The sequence below is a fragment of the Xenorhabdus entomophaga genome (assembly GCF_037996725.1).
Lineage (GTDB): Bacteria > Pseudomonadota > Gammaproteobacteria > Enterobacterales > Enterobacteriaceae > Xenorhabdus > Xenorhabdus khoisanae.
In genome coordinates this window covers 1-17,406 of record NZ_JBBMXH010000062.1, presented here as the reverse complement: position 1 = coordinate 17,406, position 17,406 = coordinate 1, and the positions used below count along the sequence as shown (strand labels likewise).

At 47.5% G+C, this 17,406-nt stretch carries 18 protein-coding genes and 3 pseudogenes; 15 read left to right on the top strand and 6 right to left on the bottom strand.

Translation table 11 applies throughout. The annotated features are described in order from the left end of the window. The 12 genes and pseudogenes from AAC854_RS13620 to AAC854_RS13565 form a co-directional block, all read left to right on the top strand. On the top strand, positions 1-915 hold the full coding sequence (locus tag AAC854_RS13620) for an alpha/beta hydrolase (RefSeq protein ID WP_340617578.1): 915 nt from the start codon (positions 1-3) through the stop codon (positions 913-915). A 4-nt stretch (positions 916-919) separates the two neighbouring features. Beyond that, the gene (locus AAC854_RS13615) at positions 920-2,095 is read left to right on the top strand and encodes a hypothetical protein (protein WP_340617577.1); all 1,176 of its coding nucleotides are present in this window, start codon (positions 920-922) and stop codon (positions 2,093-2,095) included. Positions 2,096-2,136: 41 nt separating this feature from the next. After that, positions 2,137-3,615 (top strand): class I adenylate-forming enzyme family protein, encoded by a 1,479-nt coding sequence (locus tag AAC854_RS13610; protein WP_340617576.1) that lies wholly within the window; start codon positions 2,137-2,139, stop codon positions 3,613-3,615. Positions 3,616-3,643: 28 nt separating this feature from the next. Then, complete coding sequence (locus AAC854_RS13605) at positions 3,644-4,786, top strand: type III PLP-dependent enzyme domain-containing protein (RefSeq protein WP_340617575.1); 1,143 nt, start codon at positions 3,644-3,646, stop codon at positions 4,784-4,786. Between the two features lie 142 nt (positions 4,787-4,928). After that, the gene (locus AAC854_RS13600) at positions 4,929-5,837 is read left to right on the top strand and encodes a hypothetical protein (protein WP_340617574.1); all 909 of its coding nucleotides are present in this window, start codon (positions 4,929-4,931) and stop codon (positions 5,835-5,837) included. Continuing rightward, a complete protein-coding gene (locus AAC854_RS13595; RefSeq protein ID WP_340617573.1) occupies positions 5,830-6,657 on the top strand; it encodes a hypothetical protein in 828 nt (275 codons plus the stop codon). Before AAC854_RS13600 ends, AAC854_RS13595 begins: the two co-directional genes overlap by 8 nt. Continuing rightward, positions 6,657-7,187, top strand: coding sequence for a hypothetical protein (locus AAC854_RS13590; protein ID WP_340617572.1), 531 nt, complete (start codon positions 6,657-6,659; stop codon positions 7,185-7,187). Before AAC854_RS13595 ends, AAC854_RS13590 begins: the two co-directional genes overlap by 1 nt. Continuing rightward, positions 7,181-8,161: a hypothetical protein gene (locus AAC854_RS13585; protein ID WP_340617571.1), complete on the top strand. Its 981-nt coding sequence runs from the start codon at positions 7,181-7,183 to the stop codon at positions 8,159-8,161. Before AAC854_RS13590 ends, AAC854_RS13585 begins: the two co-directional genes overlap by 7 nt. A 2-nt stretch (positions 8,162-8,163) precedes the next feature. After that, positions 8,164-9,975, top strand: coding sequence for an acyl-CoA dehydrogenase family protein (locus AAC854_RS13580; RefSeq protein ID WP_340617570.1), 1,812 nt, complete (start codon positions 8,164-8,166; stop codon positions 9,973-9,975). After that, the gene (locus AAC854_RS13575; protein ID WP_340617569.1) at positions 9,968-11,284 is read left to right on the top strand and encodes a hypothetical protein; all 1,317 of its coding nucleotides are present in this window, start codon (positions 9,968-9,970) and stop codon (positions 11,282-11,284) included. The genes AAC854_RS13580 and AAC854_RS13575 overlap by 8 nt, the downstream gene beginning before the upstream one ends. An 8-nt stretch (positions 11,285-11,292) precedes the next feature. Then, positions 11,293-11,445, top strand: a complete 153-nt coding sequence (locus AAC854_RS13570; RefSeq protein ID WP_339373902.1) for a TOPRIM nucleotidyl transferase/hydrolase domain-containing protein — start codon at positions 11,293-11,295, stop codon at positions 11,443-11,445. Between the two features lie 20 nt (positions 11,446-11,465). Next, positions 11,466-11,614: pseudogene (locus AAC854_RS13565) on the top strand (IS3 family transposase); the annotation flags it as partial. A 74-nt stretch (positions 11,615-11,688) separates the two neighbouring features. Here AAC854_RS13565 and AAC854_RS13560 read toward each other — a convergent pair. The 6 genes and pseudogenes from AAC854_RS13560 to AAC854_RS13540 form a co-directional block, all read right to left on the bottom strand. Further along, on the bottom strand, positions 11,689-12,921 hold the full coding sequence (locus AAC854_RS13560; protein WP_340617568.1) for an STY4528 family pathogenicity island replication protein: 1,233 nt from the start codon (positions 12,919-12,921) through the stop codon (positions 11,689-11,691). Positions 12,922-13,018: 97 nt separating this feature from the next. Next, positions 13,019-13,276 carry a ParE family toxin-like protein gene (locus AAC854_RS13555; protein WP_340617567.1) on the bottom strand — a complete coding sequence of 86 codons (258 nt, stop codon included), beginning with the start codon at positions 13,274-13,276 and terminating at the stop codon, positions 13,019-13,021. Between the two features lie 19 nt (positions 13,277-13,295). After that, complete coding sequence (locus AAC854_RS13550) at positions 13,296-13,871, bottom strand: DUF2857 domain-containing protein (protein ID WP_340617566.1); 576 nt, start codon at positions 13,869-13,871, stop codon at positions 13,296-13,298. A gap of 78 nt (positions 13,872-13,949) precedes the next feature. Then, positions 13,950-14,894: pseudogene (locus AAC854_RS24315) on the bottom strand (ParB family protein); the annotation flags it as partial. 9 nt (positions 14,895-14,903) lie between these two features. Next, positions 14,904-15,116 (bottom strand): annotated as a pseudogene (locus AAC854_RS13545) (TIGR03758 family integrating conjugative element protein); the annotation flags it as partial. Then, on the bottom strand, positions 15,113-15,442 hold the full coding sequence (locus AAC854_RS13540; RefSeq protein WP_340617565.1) for an integrative conjugative element protein, RAQPRD family: 330 nt from the start codon (positions 15,440-15,442) through the stop codon (positions 15,113-15,115). The pseudogene AAC854_RS13545 and the gene AAC854_RS13540, both read right to left, overlap by 4 nt. Positions 15,443-15,590: 148 nt before the next feature. On the opposite strand from AAC854_RS13540, the gene AAC854_RS13535 reads away from it, so the two are divergent. From AAC854_RS13535 to AAC854_RS13525, 3 genes are all read left to right on the top strand, one after another. After that, on the top strand, positions 15,591-16,283 hold the full coding sequence (locus AAC854_RS13535; protein ID WP_340617564.1) for a DUF5710 domain-containing protein: 693 nt from the start codon (positions 15,591-15,593) through the stop codon (positions 16,281-16,283). 333 nt (positions 16,284-16,616) lie between these two features. Further along, positions 16,617-16,958 (top strand): FxLYD domain-containing protein, encoded by a 342-nt coding sequence (locus tag AAC854_RS13530; RefSeq protein ID WP_340617563.1) that lies wholly within the window; start codon positions 16,617-16,619, stop codon positions 16,956-16,958. A gap of 287 nt (positions 16,959-17,245) precedes the next feature. Beyond that, a partial coding sequence (locus AAC854_RS13525) for an IS1 family transposase (RefSeq protein WP_340617594.1) occupies positions 17,246-17,406 on the top strand: 161 nt, incomplete at its 3' end.

Below are 17,406 nucleotides of genomic sequence, written 5' to 3'. Positions count from 1 at the left end.
ATGATGACTCAAGAGAATGAAACAGGGGTATTCATCATGCGCGATGAATACCGTATTAGCTACCGTTGTTATAGCTATTCACAGCCACAGGCAATATTGTTGTTATTACCAGGATTTGGATTGTCAGGTGAGGACTATGTTTCCTGCTGTCAGCACTTGGTGAAGTCTAGTGCAGCTATCGTCTACAGCCCCGGCTTGCGCGGGCTGGGTGATTCACAATGCAAGCCTGGTGATGTCGATTACATTGGTCAGTTGCAGGATGACCTGAGCGACATGATAGAGACCATTCTTTCGAATCATCCAGGGATTCCCCTAGTATTAGCCGCTCATTCAGGAAGCAGTTCACTGGCGATCAGCTATCTGGCATCAAAACCAACATCGCCTGTTGCAGCATTGTATCTAGTGGCTCCTGTTTTCTTTGGCCATATGGAATACTACCGTCAGATTAAGCCAGCTTATCATTTTATTCACTATGGTCGGTATCACCGTAAACCCTGTGAACACCCTACCTCGAAGTTTGAGATACGTCAGCAGTTTCGTTACTCGCTGTTGCGGCATAGCATTGGCGCCACGCTGAAGCCATTGCAGAAAATCCGTGTTCTGCGGGTACGCCGTGATGCTGAGCAACCTTGGCGGAGCTACAGCTATCGTTTTCTTCAGAGTTATTGTTGTCATCACCTCGAGAAGACGCTTGAACATTTAACCCTACCGGTATACGTGATGGCTGGGTACGAGGATGAAGTCATGCTACCAGATGCAGTATTCAGCTTACTTAACTGGCATTTGGCCCCCGGAATTCTGCGTGAAGCACATTGTGTCAGTCGAATGGGTCATTTCAGCATCCTCGTAATCGCCTCCACCCTGATAGGATTGTGGTTGCGCAATACTATTGCAACATATGCAGGGGGAAAATAAGAACATGCCAATGGAAATTCTGTATGGCTGGTGTGGTAAGAAAGAATACACCTGGCCTGATGCTGATTGTCGCTGGTACTACGCAGATGGACGTATAGCCGGTTCAGTAGCTACAGCATTATCTAACGGACAAAATGACGTTCTGATTAACACGCAGTGGGACTGTGAAAATGAAACCCTGACCATTAAGCGTGATAGATGGAGCCAACCACCGCTTTACTATGCGGCTGATGAAGAACAGGTTGTGTTTTCCAGCAGATTGCCACATCTTCTGAAATTGACAGGGAAAACAAGTGTAGATATTGATTATCAGTGTCTTGCAGATTTGATTGCCACAGGTTTTATTTCGGCACCGCGTACCCCCTTTCTAGGAGTATATCAATTGGCACCGGGTGCACAGATTACTTGGGTGCGAGGACGCGAGCAGGTACTGTGTGAGCATCATACGATCCATCATTGTCAGACTTTTCCCGTTGGAATAGGTTTTGCTGGAGCAAAGAACGGTAGAGTGATAAATCCTTCATTGTCCCCAAATGTGATGATGCTCAATGCTATTCCGTACCTGACCGCGTTAACAGGTGAAGCGTATGGTGACCTAGGATTGCTGCGTCTTTTTAACCGATTGAGGAACCTGCATGCAGACTCTTACACTGTCCAGCTGAACAATGATCTCCTGCCGCAGGACTTTGACGCAGCTAAACGGTTTAAGCAGCATAACTTATCGCGATCAGGACATAAAATACTGCAGAAATACTGGAATGAAGTCAGGATGCCTGAAATCGCTGAATGGTTCCCGAAGGGCAATGCTGATTCTGAATGGTTGTGGTACAGAAACCTGGTCATTAGCGAGAGGCAACGTGCTGTTACTACCATCGCAAAAAAACTGGGTTTCGAAAGCACCTTATATTTCGACGCTACAAACATTGAAGAAACTCTGCGGGCGAAAAATGATAGTGAAATTTTTTCATTAGAAGCCCCTGAATCAGGCAACCTTTTTTTCCGATCGTTAAAGTTAAAAAACACGCAATCGGCAATCAATGACTACGTTAACCTCGTGCCCAGCAATAAGTATTACGCTAAGGCAAAAGAAGGTTCATCGTCATTGACAGGCATGCTGTGCGCAGCGTTGTCATTGAATTATTTAGAGCGATTTTGTCATCGTTTAAATTTGTCATTCTAAGGAAAGAGACGTAAGTCAATCACTTCACTACAGTAGGATTTATGCAAAGTTATATAATGCATTCACTTGCAGATATTTATGATGAATTAACTTTGGGTCGGCCTGTGCCTGAAATACGTTCTGAGGGCGAAAAAGTATTAACTTCAGATCGAATTGAGTACTGGCATAATCAGTTAATCGATAGGAAGCTGAAACATGGTGACCGGTTATTATTGCTTACGGCGGCTTCAACCGAAAGCGTTGCCATCATGGTGGCGGCATGGCATCTGGGGGTGGTTGTTAGTCCGCTTCCACCTCATACGCGGCCGGAATCCCTCGACGCTATAGCCTCAGACTGTGGTGCATGCCAAGTCGTCGATGTGGCAGCGAAAACATGGCAAGCGTATGAATCTGCAGTGCGAACAGAACAATTTATTTTTCGTACACCGCCGCGAGTGACGGGCAGTGATTTGGCTTTGATAATTTATAGTTCAGGTAGTACTGGGGTGCCTAAAGGTATCATGCTTTCCCATGCAAACGTCCTTTCAGCACTTCGCTCAATTACAAGCTATCTGAATTTGCATGTTGATGACACGTTGCTCTGTGCACCGCCACTTCATTTTGATTACGGCCTGTATCAGGTGCTTTTTGGGTTTTATGTAGGGTGTAGAGTCGTTCTTGCGCCTCAGTCATGCAACGCAATGCAGTTGTTAAAATTGATAAAACATGAGCAACCCAGTGTGATCCCTCTAGTGCCTGCCTTGGGTGGTGGACTGGCGAAACTCGGCAACGCACTTAAGCAACAGTTCGATTGCGTCCGGCTACTTACCAACACTGGCGGGCATTTACCTGAAATGGTGGTACAGAATCTTAAGCAGGTATTCCCTACAGCTGATGTCATGTTGATGTACGGACTGACCGAGTCTAAGCGTGCGCTGTTCCTTCCCGTCGATAAGGTCGAGCTCAAACCGGACTCTGTCGGCAAGCCAATGCCCGGCCTTGAAGCTAAAGTCTTTACGGAAGTGCAACACAACGGTAGAACCTGCCTGAAAGAATGTGAACCGGATGAGATTGGCATGCTGTATGTCCGCGGAAGTTCTCTCATGCAGGGTTATACTCGAGCGGATAATGGTGCCGGTGCGCTGATTATTGCAGGGGATTATCGTGATGATAACTGGCTGTCTACGGGAGATTTGTTCAGTTATGACCAGGACGGTGACTTTTACTTTCGTGGCCGCGAAAAAGAGTTGATTAAGCAAGCTGGTTTTTGTCTTTATCCGCGAAATCTGGAATCCGTAACGGAGAAACACGCTGACGTGCTGGATTGTGCTGTGGTTGGAGTGAGAGGAGAAGATGGAGACGAACACGCCTGCCTGTTTGTCAGAACGGAAACATCCTTGGATAAGCCCACGCTCATTAACTGGTTACAACAACATTTCGATGCTCCTTATTTACCACGTCGGATTGAGTTTATTGGCAACTGGCCAACCAATCAGAATGGAAAAGTGGATAAAAAAGCTTTAACTCAACGACTTTCATAACCAACATAATTAAAACCACGAGGCAAATGTGACAGGTATTATTAACAGACTCGAACAGGGCCTGTCGGGCGGCCAATTCTCATTTGAGTCCCCCTGCTATATTTACGATCCAACAGTACTGAAGGACAATATCAATGCGCTGGAAAAAGAACTGGGCACACCAGTTATTATTTCCATTAAAGCTAATCCTTCCGTTGATTTGAATTTACGTCTCATAGACCGCGGGGTTGAGGTAGCTTCGCTCAAAGAACTGAATCTGGCTGTGAACTGTAACAAGATTTACATCAACAACCCATCGATGGATAAAAATCTGATGCGTGCCGGTATTGCCGCAAAGGCGTTTTTTATTATCGATACTCAGGAGCAGCTCCAACAACTTATTGCACTGGCAGGGAACCGTCCTTTACAGCCTGTGATTTTACGCTGCAATGTGGATGTTGTTTCGTCCTTGCTTCCGGATGCACCAGCAATACGCAAAGACCATTTTGGTATGGATCTGACCAGTCTTCTGGCTGCAGCCCGCTATATTCGGGACAATGAAAAAGTACAGCTTCTGGGTTTTCATTTGTTTGGTGGTTCACACACCTTTCAGCGTTTCGCAACATACATTGCCAGAGCAGGATTAGCCCTCATTCCCCTGATTGAAGAAAGCTACGGTTCCGATATCACACTGGTTAACTTAGGTGGTGGGTTTGGTGAACGTTGGTGGGAACTACAGGAAAGCTTTGCAGCGTACCGTCAGGCATTGTCACGTTTTCCTCAACATATTGAACTCGTCCATGAAGCTGGCCGTGCGACGTTTGCATCGTGTGGTGTGTTCATGACAACAGTTGTGGGCACGAAACGCATTGCGGGCCAACATTACGCCATTTGTGACGGGGGGATGAATCAGAACTTCCTGCTGTGTCAGACGGAAAACAGCTTTCGCAGGATGCGCCAGCCTTACTGTGTCAGGAAAGGAAGTCAGATTCCTCTGGAGAATAACGCTGACCAAAAAACAATACTGGTTGGATCAACCTGCAGTCGCGATGACATTATTGGTCACTATCCAGGAGAAGATATTCAGGCTGGCGATATTCTGCTGTTTGATCAGTGTGGTGCATATCATAGCACTTACACAGTAAACCGTTTTCTAGGATTAAAGGAGGCGGCGTACTATGTTATCTCGTGATTTACTCAATGGTTTTAACGAGTTTGGTATGGTTATCACACGCCATCTCGAGTCCTATCAGTCCATGCCGGCTTCGGTACTCGGGTTGATCAATCACAGTGTGATGCGCCATCTCGATTCTCGGATGATCATAGAAGACTCGATGACGGCTTTTAGCCCTTTAGCTGTTTCAGCAACTTCCTTTCCTTTGCCTGACATTCAATGTTTACCACTGCTGGACAGTTATGTTGAAGCCGTATGCATCGAAGGACTCGGCAGCTATTTTACTCGTATTATCGGCCTGTTTGGCAACATCATGCTGACCTTATCTGGAGATGAAACTCAGAATCAGCAAGTTGAAAACTGGGTCAAGGAGGGCAAACGAGGTGCTTTTCTGATGACGGATGCCGGTGGTCCATCATTACATCAGTGGCGGTCTCAGGTCGTCGAGACTGATCAGCAAAACTGGCAGATTACAATTGACAAAGAGTGGGGAATTGGGGCACTGGACTGTGAGTTTGCTATTGTCATCCTGGCACGACCAGGCCAAATGATCCCTCAAGCCTGGTTATTACCGCCAGAAGCCTGTTCACAATTGCAAAGGTCAGCTATTGGTGCTCCGTGGCTGGACGGAAATGTTCAGCTTGGCAACATTAACGGCAGCTTTCGGGTCAACCAGAGCGGAGCGTTACGCCGCGGCGGTTTGATGGCAGTAAAACAGTTCCTCACTTTTGTTCGTCCCCGATTTGTCTTTTCGCTTATGCAACATCTTCACTGGTTGGAGCAGCAGGGACGTCTGACCCTAAATGCTCAGCAACATGAAACCAGAGAATACTTGACATCGGTGGCAAAAATGCTTGCTTCACAGCGGTGTTTTAACCGCTACTCAGAAGATGAGGTGATGGCGCTAAAATTCAGCTCCAATGCGTTGTTATATGACTTGGTTGAGCAACGGTGTGTAACGCTTTTAAGTGATCAGCGCGACCTGCTGGGATTCACCAAAATGGAGGGCAGTTCTTATCGCTGCTTGATGGAAATTTGTCAACGCCATCGGGTGAAAAACTATGTCTGACCTGCAACTTGTCCGGGCATCATTCGTCCGTACCTCAACACCACTGATCTCAGTTGACGATTCGCTTGAAAATCTGTCTCCTGCTCTGGCTCGTCGGGTAGGGGAGCATATCTCTGAATGCCTGCAAGGATGGGACGGACCACTTCCTGAGCGTCATTTTATGTGTTCCACCATTATGGATCTTGCCTTTGCCAACCGACTCATTGACTGGGACTGCTTGCAACAGCAAATGGGGCAGTACACCCAAGCGGTTCCGGACGTGCTGGTCAACGCATATGAATGTGCCAGTTGGGGCTATTGCCTGCGCCAAGCGCTGACACACCCGAGCTCATCACCGTATGTCATGATAACTATCGTCGATCTGAATCTACTAAATTTGTCTTTCTGGGAGGCAAATCCTAACTGGGGGAAGTCGGGATTTGGTATCGCTACTCTGCTGTTCCGTGTGGGAGCTGACGCGATTAATTGCTTACAGGTGGGCGTGGCTAAAACAAGTAATTTTATTGCTGAGTTTAGTATCGCGGTACGTCAGTACCTCGAAGTAAAACATCCCCATAAACTAGCACTTCCCTTTTTCCCAAAGCAGGTGACGCAACTGTTCCAGCGTCTGTTGCCACAGGCGGACTCATTACCAGACCTACATCCACTGTTGGGGCACTGTTTCGGTGCAGATCCATGGATCTCACTGATTGAATACGCCAGTCAGGCCGTACCAGATGAGCGTTTACTGGCAACATCGGTAGCGTTGAACGGGTACTGGGCAATGGCGGATGTCAGCCTGGCACATGACGGGAAATTCACTTTTAGGGAGGAGGAATAATGCAACCAAATCATATCATTAATGGGCGGCTCAGCGGTTCTCCTTTTAGCCAGAAGGCCTGGCGGGCAGATGCCCGGATACTTCCACTGGAGAGCGTAGACGACTATTCCTCGCTTAGCCGTATTCCAAAACCGGTCTTTCAGGCGCCTGTGTTGTGTGGATTTCAGGAAAAATACCATCTTCTTGAGCACATAATTTTTGCTGCATTTAACAGACTGCAGCCTCTAGAATATTGTGTAATGACGGCAATGATGCCAGGTGGAAGACGTTTGCCAGCTCGCATGCTGGAAGACGATATTTTCTTGGTACATCAGGTAGATGCTGAAGTTAAACGCATCTATCAGGCTGGATACAGCTTGCTTTCTATTGAAGAATCGATTATCCGGCACCCTCTGGAGGCAGGCAATAATTCTCTGACTTTGTGCTGGTATTCCCAAATGACTGAAAAGGGAATGCAAGGGTGGTATGAATTTATCGCTGACTTGGGACGCCTTAACATTAAAGAGCTAGATGGAAAGACAGGATGTTAAACGTGGTCCTGCGCGATTTGCGTATTTTTCCTGTATCTGACACTGGCGAACTGCCTGAGTCGCTGCCTGCACCAGGCGAAGATGCAATAGATCCTGAATTATTTCTTTTTTGCAGCTCTGGCGAGCAAGGAATACTTCAGCAAAGAAAAGTTTCTGAATGGATGAATAAAGGGTCTCGTCAGCAACTGCGACCCCAGTGCGCCTTTGTCTCAATGGCATGTGCCAGTTGGTATGCTGCCATTCTGGAGTTTGAACGCAGTCCTTTTCACACAGCTGAACTCTGGGTGCTTGAAACGTCCAGTTCTTTCGTTCAGGAACGTCTTGACAGCGCAGGATTGGGCAAAGGTGGTGAAGGCTTGCAGGCGAAACCGGGTATAGCCCGGATGGTAGTGCATAAATGTCAGCCCCAGGAAGGTGACATTGTTCTCTCGGCTTGTTCACTGTTTGCCAAACCCCCTGGGTTGCGGGGAACTGAGCTGCTGGTCAGACGGTACGGAGAATGGCTTGATGTAAACAGTACGGCTCATCAGTCCGCTGATTGGGTTTCGTTTTCAATTGCAACTGGATGGTCAGCGCAACTTTGGGCGGGATTGTTCTGCTGGTTTCCAGAGGTGATGAGCCGTCTTAAGCAACGTCCCAGTATGGAAACAGATGTTTGCCATCTTCTAGCTATGAAACCCATGCACGAACTTCACCGTGAGTTGAGGCATCCACTTGCCCACCCTTTGATTATTACCACTTTAGCCGCGGGAGGACGCGTGGGTTGTATTGTCGTGCACTCGCACATTTCGCCTGCAGAAGTAGCCTCTGAGCCAAAAGTATACAGACCAGTTCTTGTACCGCCTCATCCTATTCGTAACGGTTACATGCCGGATTATTGTGATCCGCAGTATCGCTATGCTGATAATCAATATTTCCTTACCGAATTAAGTTCGAATGACCTCGATTTATCAGTGCCTTTACACATGGAGTGACTATGAAAAACACCTCGATCTATCGCGCACCTCTGGAAGATATACGTTTTGTTATCTGGCAACAGAATCAGACTGAAGAGTGGCTGGAGTCATATTGTCCGTGGTTAAACCGGGCATTAGTCGATCAGATATTACAAGAAGCGGCAGATTTCGCGGAGCTGACGTTGTCTGCCAGTTATCAGCAAGCGGATAAACAGGAATGCTGGCTGGATCCCGCGGGCGAAGTCCATGTTCCTGAAAGCTACGGCACACTGCTGGTAAGTTTTCGGGAAGAGTGGGGAGATCGACTGAAATCGCGTGAACAGGGGGGGCTCGGATTACCACCACTGATAATGTATGCCGTTCTGGAAATGTTCATGGGCGCCCATCCATCATTTATGACGTACGTGGGTTTTAACGAACCAGCATTGCAACTGCTTAACCGGTTTGGTAGTCCCCAACAGCGTGAAATCTATGGTCCTCCCCTTGCTGAATATCGTTGGACGTCATGCCTTTGCATCACTGAAGCCGATGCAGGCAGCGACCTGAGCCGAATTTCTGCACAGGCTGAACGCCAGCCAGATGGACGCTATTTAATAACGGGTGAAAAACGCTTCATCTCAGCAGGCATGCATTCTCTGACGGAGAACATGGTGTGGTTTGTACTGGCGCGTATCAAGAACGCACCAGCTGGTGTACTGGGACTGTCGTGCTTTATTATTCCCCGCTTCGATAATGGGCAGGATAATCAAGTACGTTGTAGCGAAGTCGTACAGAAAATGGGCCTGAAAGGTTGTGCCAATACACACCTTCGCTTCGGTGAGCATGGCAACTGCTATGGCTATCTGATGGGAGAGAATGAAAATATCGGGCTCGTGCAGCTGTTAAGCATGATGACACCTGCACGTATCAGTACTGGTATTTACGCGTTAGGGATGGCATCGAGTGCCTATCTTAACGCGTTGAACTATGCACACCATCGTGTCCAGGGCAAGCAATTTGACCGAGCAATGAGTGCCCAAGCACCTTCATTACCGATTATCGATCATCCCGATGTACAACGTATGCTCTCTGAAATGAAAGCGTTAACAGAAGGCTGTCGGGCATTGCTTGGCAAATTAGGTGTGGCAGAAACTCACTATCTTCAGGCTAAAAAGCTAGATAATTCGCAGGTGGCAGAAAAGCAATTAGCTTTCTTTGAACTTCTGACACCGTTAGTAAAGGCTTATTGCTCAAATAAAGCGTGGGTTGTCGCTGAAAATGCTATTCAGGTACTGGGAGGTAACGGCTATCTAACGAAATACCCTGTAGAACAGTACGCAAGAGATTGCAAAATATTATCGATATGGGAAGGCACGAACCACATTCAAGCTCAGTTCCTTCTCAGGGATAAGCTCGGCATGGGATTGCGTGACACTCACGGGCTTCAAGAGCTGCACCAACGGCTGTTAACCTTTACAGAACAGGCGAAAATGCGTACTGAGCTGAAAGAGATGGCTGAGCAACTTGAACAATCCACCATTTTATTGGATTCCAGTTTGAGGGAAATTGGTGAATATGTGCTCAGAGGGCAAATGCTTAGTGTGCCTGCCTGCGCCAATATCCTGATGGAGATGGTCGCTGAAGTGATCATTGCCTGGTGCCTTCTTGAAGCCGCGAGTTCCGCGAGCGGGTGTAATGACATTCGAGTCAGAGAAGGAAAACTTTCCACGGCAAACTACTTTATCGGCACATCACTTCCTATGACGATAGCTAAAGCACATCAGGTTCGCTATTTGTTGCAGTCAGGTAGTGTGTCAAACGCGGCATTCGCTAGGAATGAAGTGGATGTATAAATGTATTTTCGTGAATGCGGCAACTGCCGCATTTTTATTTTATGCATTTGGTACTGCACAGGCTGTTGAGTTGCAGTCCCATCTTTCAGCGCAGGGGCGTTACTCTGTACAAAAGTATCAGAAATCATCTCCTGTATCTCCTACCCGTTACAGTTCAACAGGCTCTCAGGTTTTTGATGTGGAATCACTGTTATCCTCTCAAGCCATTATTAACGATTATATACAGGGCGATGTGAGCATCGCTCTAAGCTGGCAACAGCATGATCATACAGAAAAGCATGAGATACGCCTGCTGACCGGCGGTATGACAGCAACAAATGAAGCACAAACTCAGCGCTTAACAGCAGGAAAATTAGCTGTTCATTGGAGCCAGGATAGTTTATTTCACCCTATCGATTTTTTTGGCCGTTATAATCAGCCCAAAAGTACTTTGGGTATAAACAGGATCGATTACTTTCACCGTGAAGGCGAACCTATGGTGCGCTGGCAGGGAAGCACTAACACGATTTCATATGATTTTATTTGGGCGGATGCCAGCAAAAAAGGATCAATGAGTACGAGTCAGCAATTTGCGGGTCGAGGCTTGTTCCAGTTGGATGAAATGGAAGTAAGTCTTATTGCTGAAAAATCAGCAAGCTATAAGCCTCGCTGGGGTGCAACCTGGAGTCAGGGTATTGGAGAACAATGGACACTTTATAGCGAATATCTTCTCAGTAAAAATCGTGACATCCCACGGTTGGTAGAGGTAAGCCCGGAAATATCATTGGGTTCCAACGGGGCTTTACCTGCGCGATATGCTTATAAACAAAATATTCATGGGCGTAACTGGCAGAAGTTGCTAGTGACGCTCCGTTATGCATTACAGCAAGGAGGGAGTGTAGAAGGAACCTTTTTTTATAACGGAGATGGGATGAACGACCGGGAGTGGGATCACTGGGTTAGCAGGCAAAAGTCAGTGGCCAGAACCCTCTCTGATGATGGGATAATTCCTTGGTTACAAAATGGTAATTCCTATATTTCCATGCTTGGTGATTCTGCTAGATTGATGCAAAATAACTACTTACGTCGCTATTACGCTTCAGTTCGTTACGACAGCATTGACCGCTTCACGCAGGGATCGGTTGAGGTTAATCTGATTTACGGTCTTGAAGATAACAGCTTAACGTTATGGACCGAAGGTCAGTACCCTTTAACTTCCCATCTGTACCTTAAGCCTTTCATCATGCTGCAAACAACTGCTCAAGGCGAAGGGGCAATGACTCCTGTCAATTCTCTTGTTGGTGTTAATTTCAACTATACATTTTTCTAAAGGAAAGCGTGGATCAACTTGGTATCACCATTTGTAATGTAGCCGGTACCAATTTTGTTCCTTATATAAAACTTGCTGGCAGCTTCGGTCTGCCATTTTCTGTTATAACCGACTGGGATCCCCTTGCCGACACGAAACAACCGCTCGGTAAGGCTCGCTGATTTCAGCACTTTCAGTAGTTGGTCTGTCGCAAAGTCGTACCTGCAGACTGGCTGGATTGTCACTCTCTACCTGCCGTTATGAGGCCCAGCGTCCCGTTGCTGATGATAGTTATCCGGACGCATCACGGAGCTTGCATTTGAGCGCAGACGCTTTGGTTACCATCGGATTGATGTGGCACAGTAATTCCGGACACCTCAGAACACTTTTTAATCGTGTGTGCCACGGGCACGGACGTATGTTTTTTAATCAATATTATCATTGCGGTATTTCGCCATTGTCAGCCGCTGACGGATGTCTTTCACCATATTACTCACATGAGCTTGTGAGGAAGGTGAAGCAGATCGCACGACATTTTGAGTGAATTCAACAGGTACCTTAGCAGGGGCAGGCGGGGTAATAGCGGCTTCAGGTTGCCCGTATAATTTCCCTTCCCGTGCCCGTTTCATCATCGCCAGCAGCCAGCCGACCGGATTGCTGATTTTCCCTGCCCGTAACGCCTTATCCAGACTGCTCAACACGGTTTGTGACTGTTCAGCAGGCAGCGCTTGCAACTGGCTATTCAGCATCGTCACCGCTTCCGGTTCCAGTTGTCGACAAAGCCCTTCTGGCAGAAAAAGAGTGGATTGCGGTTCTACGTATGTTTTTTTATTCACACTCTGTGTGAAAGAACGTACATAACAGTTCGGTTTAGCTGATCCACTATAAGGTGTTGATTTAAGACTGAGTTCGGATACCGAATTCAGTTCAGACTGCCCCATTAGTGGACTCAGTTCGGTTTCCGAACCCGGCTGAATTTCCCTGAGTTCGGTTTGCACCGCTTCCTTTCGCAACTCAGATCCCAGCTTCTGGCGCATGACGCTTTGCTGCGGCGTCTGCACGGCATTCAACCTTTCTTCCAGCAAGCGAATATGGCTGTGACGATGGCGCATCAGCGGGTCGTCTTTAATATCGGTCAGGACGTCCCAGGCCGTCTGGCTAATGGTGCGGTTTTTACTGCGACAGGCTTCCGACACGGTATCCAGCCAGTGGGGATCTAAAATTTCGGCATCACGACAGGTTAGTGGCTCATCATGTTGGGCATAGATATTGCCCCGCACCCGCCCATGTTCATCGCGGATGCGCTTGCATAAACTCAGCCAGCCGGTTATTCGCAGCATCAGTAATACCCGGCTGACGGTTTCACGAGATGCCTTGCCTTTATAGGGTGAAGCCAGCAACACCTGCAGTTCGCCATAGCTGGGGAAAACCGCACCTTCATTTTGCTGGGCATACAGACGGATCATCATCCAACCTGTTTTGTCCAGCGGCGACAGGCGGTTATCCAGTAACAGACGGCGGGGATAGGCATCATGAATGTTGCCCATAAACAGCAGACCACTGCGCAGTTGTGAGACGTCATCATCTGAGCGTTGTGCCAGACGGATTTTCATTTTGGCAATGGTGTGTGCAATTATGCTGTCTGCGGACAGATTCATGATGTTCCCTTTTCTGCGGCGTTAGCCTGTAAAAATAATGTCATGGCTGCACCCTGTAACAAAGACAAGGTGCAGAATGACATGACTTCAATCAGATTTACGACTTACGGATTTCATTGTTATAACGTTCATGGTTCATCAACTCCCAGGATTGCCCGTTATCACGGCTTAACAACCGCCAGAACAACCCCACATTGATTTTCAGATACCCGGTGCCTTTCTCTTTCAGCCGGATGTAATTACGCTTACCCCGCTGGTAGCATCGCACCTGATGTTGCGCTTTACGGCACAGTGACAGCGGTGCCGTTGCGGGTACATGCAGGCTGGGTATCATTTCCGTTAATTTGCCTGACATCGTTTCCTTTATATTCCTTTCAAGCCTGTTTTTTGACAGGTTCAGACCCCTCGCTGTGCTGCCAGTCCCTCACGGCATTCCAGACGGCAGTCAGTGAGAGTTGATGATGCGCGGCCATCTCTAACATAATATCCAGCCCTTCGGCACTGTCCGCATCGGTAATCGCGGCGGCTTGCCAGCGTTGCCACAATTCACGGTTTTCCGCTTCCGTCAGGGGCGAGCTACGTCCTGATTTCACCGTCATCCCCGCAATACGCCGGCGGGCGGCGATTTCCAGACTGGACAGACCGAAAAAATACCGCATCAGCTCAATGGAACCGCCTAATTCCAGTGCCCGGTCAATGCGTTGCATCCGCTGTTGCTCAATACGCGCCTGTTGTAAGATGCGCACCAGATTAGTGTGATGAATATGAACACTCAGTACGGACACCGGGCTGTTGCCTAAGTAATGCAGATCTTCAATCGTCAGGCTCTGCAACATCAGCATCTCTGCGGGGGCCAGCCCCAGCGACTCACAACGGCGGATATAGCCACTTTTCAAATCCATCACCAACTGCATCAGCAGGCTGTTGGTGGCTTGCGATAAATGATTCATCCACTTCCTCCAATATCAGGTCAGTCAAAACGTAATGAACAACACATTGGAAAACAGGCACCATGCACTGCACCGGGATCACAACATCGCTATCGCCTCCGGTGCGGTCTGACGCTGAAGCTCGCGCAATCGGCGAATAACCCGGATAAGGCGCAGGAACTTCACGGCCTGGGTATCATCCAGTAGAGGCGACTCTTCACGCCTGGCAGTGCCAAGCAGAACAGCCGTCAACGTCATGTCCGTGGCATCCATCGTGTTTTCTCCGGTCAGTGACAACAATAAACGCGAAAAAGCATGCGCATCTTGCCCGTCAACCAAACAAAATCCTGCCGAACCCGCCTCCGATACGGGCAGCAAATCACCGTCACAACCCATTACTTCTGCCAGTTCAAACGCCAGCCGGAATGCGATGTTTTGCAGGTGTTCAATGTCATCCTGCATCGGGGAAATTTCCCAAACCGAACTGACCGGCTCCAGCCCGGTTTGGGCAAAATGCAGACATTCGCCTTCAGGAGCAGACACTTGTGCCTTATCGACCGGAGCCTGTTCTGGCTCAGGTGACTGTACTGCCTGAATGGCGGGCTGAGAAAGGCGTCGCGGGTTCGATTCCCTATTTTGCACTCGAATCCGATCCGATTTATTCGTCTCAGGATTTTCCGATACCAACACCGTATCAGACGTGGTGGCCTGTTCACCAAAGAGCTGCCGGCGGTTACTTTCTTTCGGATCTAATTCCAGTACCCAGCGGTCGTAATTGAGCAGCGGGTGCGGCAGGGTCTGCAATAAATCGCCAATCAACTCATCCCGGAACATCTCCGGCGACCAAGTTTCCGGCGCATCAAACTTGCGGCAGCAGGCACCAAAAATGTCATCAAAGGTTAAGGCAGGTTCCGGATTTATACTGGTCACATGCTGTTGCCAGACGGCATCAGCATCCTGCCGTAATGCCAATAATCCCCGGATTTGCGCGACGCTCAGTCCCGAATCCAGCAGGTTGGGCATCCACGGGTACAGGTACTGCATCCAGACAGACACGACCAGCAATACCGCTGTCCGGAGGGCAAACTGGCTGAGGGTTTGATTACGCACTTTTTCATTCGCCCAGCCGTTCCAGACATCCACCGCAACCCAGGCCGCCCACAGAAACAACGTAGCCAGGAAAAAGCCGACACACACCAGATACAAAAAAGTGACATCAAAGTCCCCTGAGGCCACTTCAAAGGCATTGCGTTGTGCCGGGGTCATTTCGGGTTTTCCTGACTGTAATCGCCGGATAGGGGGACGGGATCACGGGGCTGATCGCGGGAAGGCATCAGGTAGTGATCGATACCGACTTTGATGGTGTTGAGATCCGCCCTAATGCGGGAATAATCAAAGTCATAACGAGGCCATGTTGACATGTCAGACTGCTTTTCGGCGATGCTGGCACGTTCCAGTGCTATCTGCACCTGATCAATCAGACGCTGTGCACTGGCCAGCTCATCTTTCTCAGCCGCATGAGCCAGTGGCATACACAACACAGTCAGCCCCAGCAGACAGGCGGAACCGGATATCAAAAAGTAACCACGCATAAAGACTCACCTCGTTATGGATTTCAGAATGCGAGGATGCGGTGTTTTTTACTGCCGGTCAGTAATAAACTCTTTATGCTTTGATGAAAATTAGCTAAATAGTCTGACTAATTTATTTGGTTAATGATTTCACAATGAAGGAAGTAATATGCTGCGAATTGATTTACACGTCCCCGATGATGAGTATGAGGCAGTGAAAAAGCTGGGCGCACACTGGGATGCGGCTGCCCAAATCTGGTATATCGATGGCAGTTTTGCCCCGGAGCCGTTTATGCAGTGGCTGCCATTTTACAATGTGCATGCGGAATATTGGTATCTCGCCCAAACCCAGACGGTCTGCCCGCACTGTCATGAAACCACCACCGTCACCGGCTTTATGCTGCCTGCCGGACACCAGTTACTGGAAGCAGATAAGGATGATGAACCCGACACGGAAGTGGACTACACCGAACAGGATAGACCGGTATTTGTGTTTTATATAGCCGATATCCCGTCTATCGTGCGTAATGTACTCCCCGGTTTTCACCACACGCTACGCAAAGCCATCAGCCAACAGTTACACCGACAGCACTGGATAAATCACTGCGAACACTGTGACGCACAGCAGGATGATACCGAATTGTTTACCGATGTCGGTGGTGCGTTTTTTCCGGCGTCCAAAGAACAGGCGGCGACTATTCAGCTGCACCGTATCGATCAGCCTTTTGTGGGGTATTGTGAAGATACCTCGCACGAACATTACTGTTTCGATCCAAAGGGAAGCAACCGGGCTTGTCAGGCCTGTGACTGGTTTGAATCCATGACTCAGGTCGTAAATGTACCTTCAAAATATCAGCATTAACCGGAAAAACTGACGCGCCGCCATGCGGCTTGTCTGCTGAATGATAGAGTACAAAACAAAAAACGTTTGTACTCTATCATTCAGCGCCCCAAAATATTTCTTACTACATTAAGCATCCGACAATATAGTTGTAAATCATATTATTTCAACTCATCCACCAACTCGATAAAAATCAAAAGTACAAACAACAGTACTAGCTTAAAATATAAAAGGCATAGATTATGAAATATGCTCATAGAATAAATGATAAATATAAAAGGAAATATTAAATAGAGGCAAAGCATGAGATAGTTACAATGACCTTAACATAGCAAATACATCGAGGGTAATAATATGAAAAATCATATGACAGATCTCTTAGAAATGCACGTCAAGGCAAACTTATCATTAGTTGCCAATAGCAATGATATGGTATCAGTTACAAATATTCGGGTTGTCACGGGACAAGATGGAATTAAATATATATTAGCTGACGTACAAAATAATACAGATCAAAAACTAGATTACGTATTTGTACATTTCAAACTTTATCTCGGAGACGTTTTATCTGGTATCTCTATCTCTTACGTAACAAATTTCAGTCCAAAGGGAAAATGGAAAATAGATTCAGCAATAGAGCCTTCTATAAAATTTGACTCTGTTAAACTTGGAGCAATAAACATTTATACTCAATAAAATTAAATATTCATGGGTTTGGTTATTTACTATATATTCATAATAATTTAAAACCCAAAAAATAGTATTTGAAATGAAATAAACGTATTAATACTTATCACTGACACACCGCGCACGCGCTTGTCTACTCACGACCGAAGGCAAAACAAAAACCTGTTTTGCCTTCCATTATCCAATGTTAAAGATATTTTTTAAACATCAAGGTTGTTATGACTACCGCCATTCCGGTCATGCTCCCAATGATTAGATATTGTGATAAACTTCCTGCTTTTTCTTATGGGTGAGATATGGCTAAAGTTGATGTAGTTTGTCGTTACTGTCATAAAACAGAAGCGGTTAAAGGGCATGGTAAAGGACGTACTGGGCATCCTCGGTATCACTGCTACGCCTGCCGGAAAACCTTCCAACTGAACTATACCTATCAAGCCTGCAATCCCGGTACGAAAGA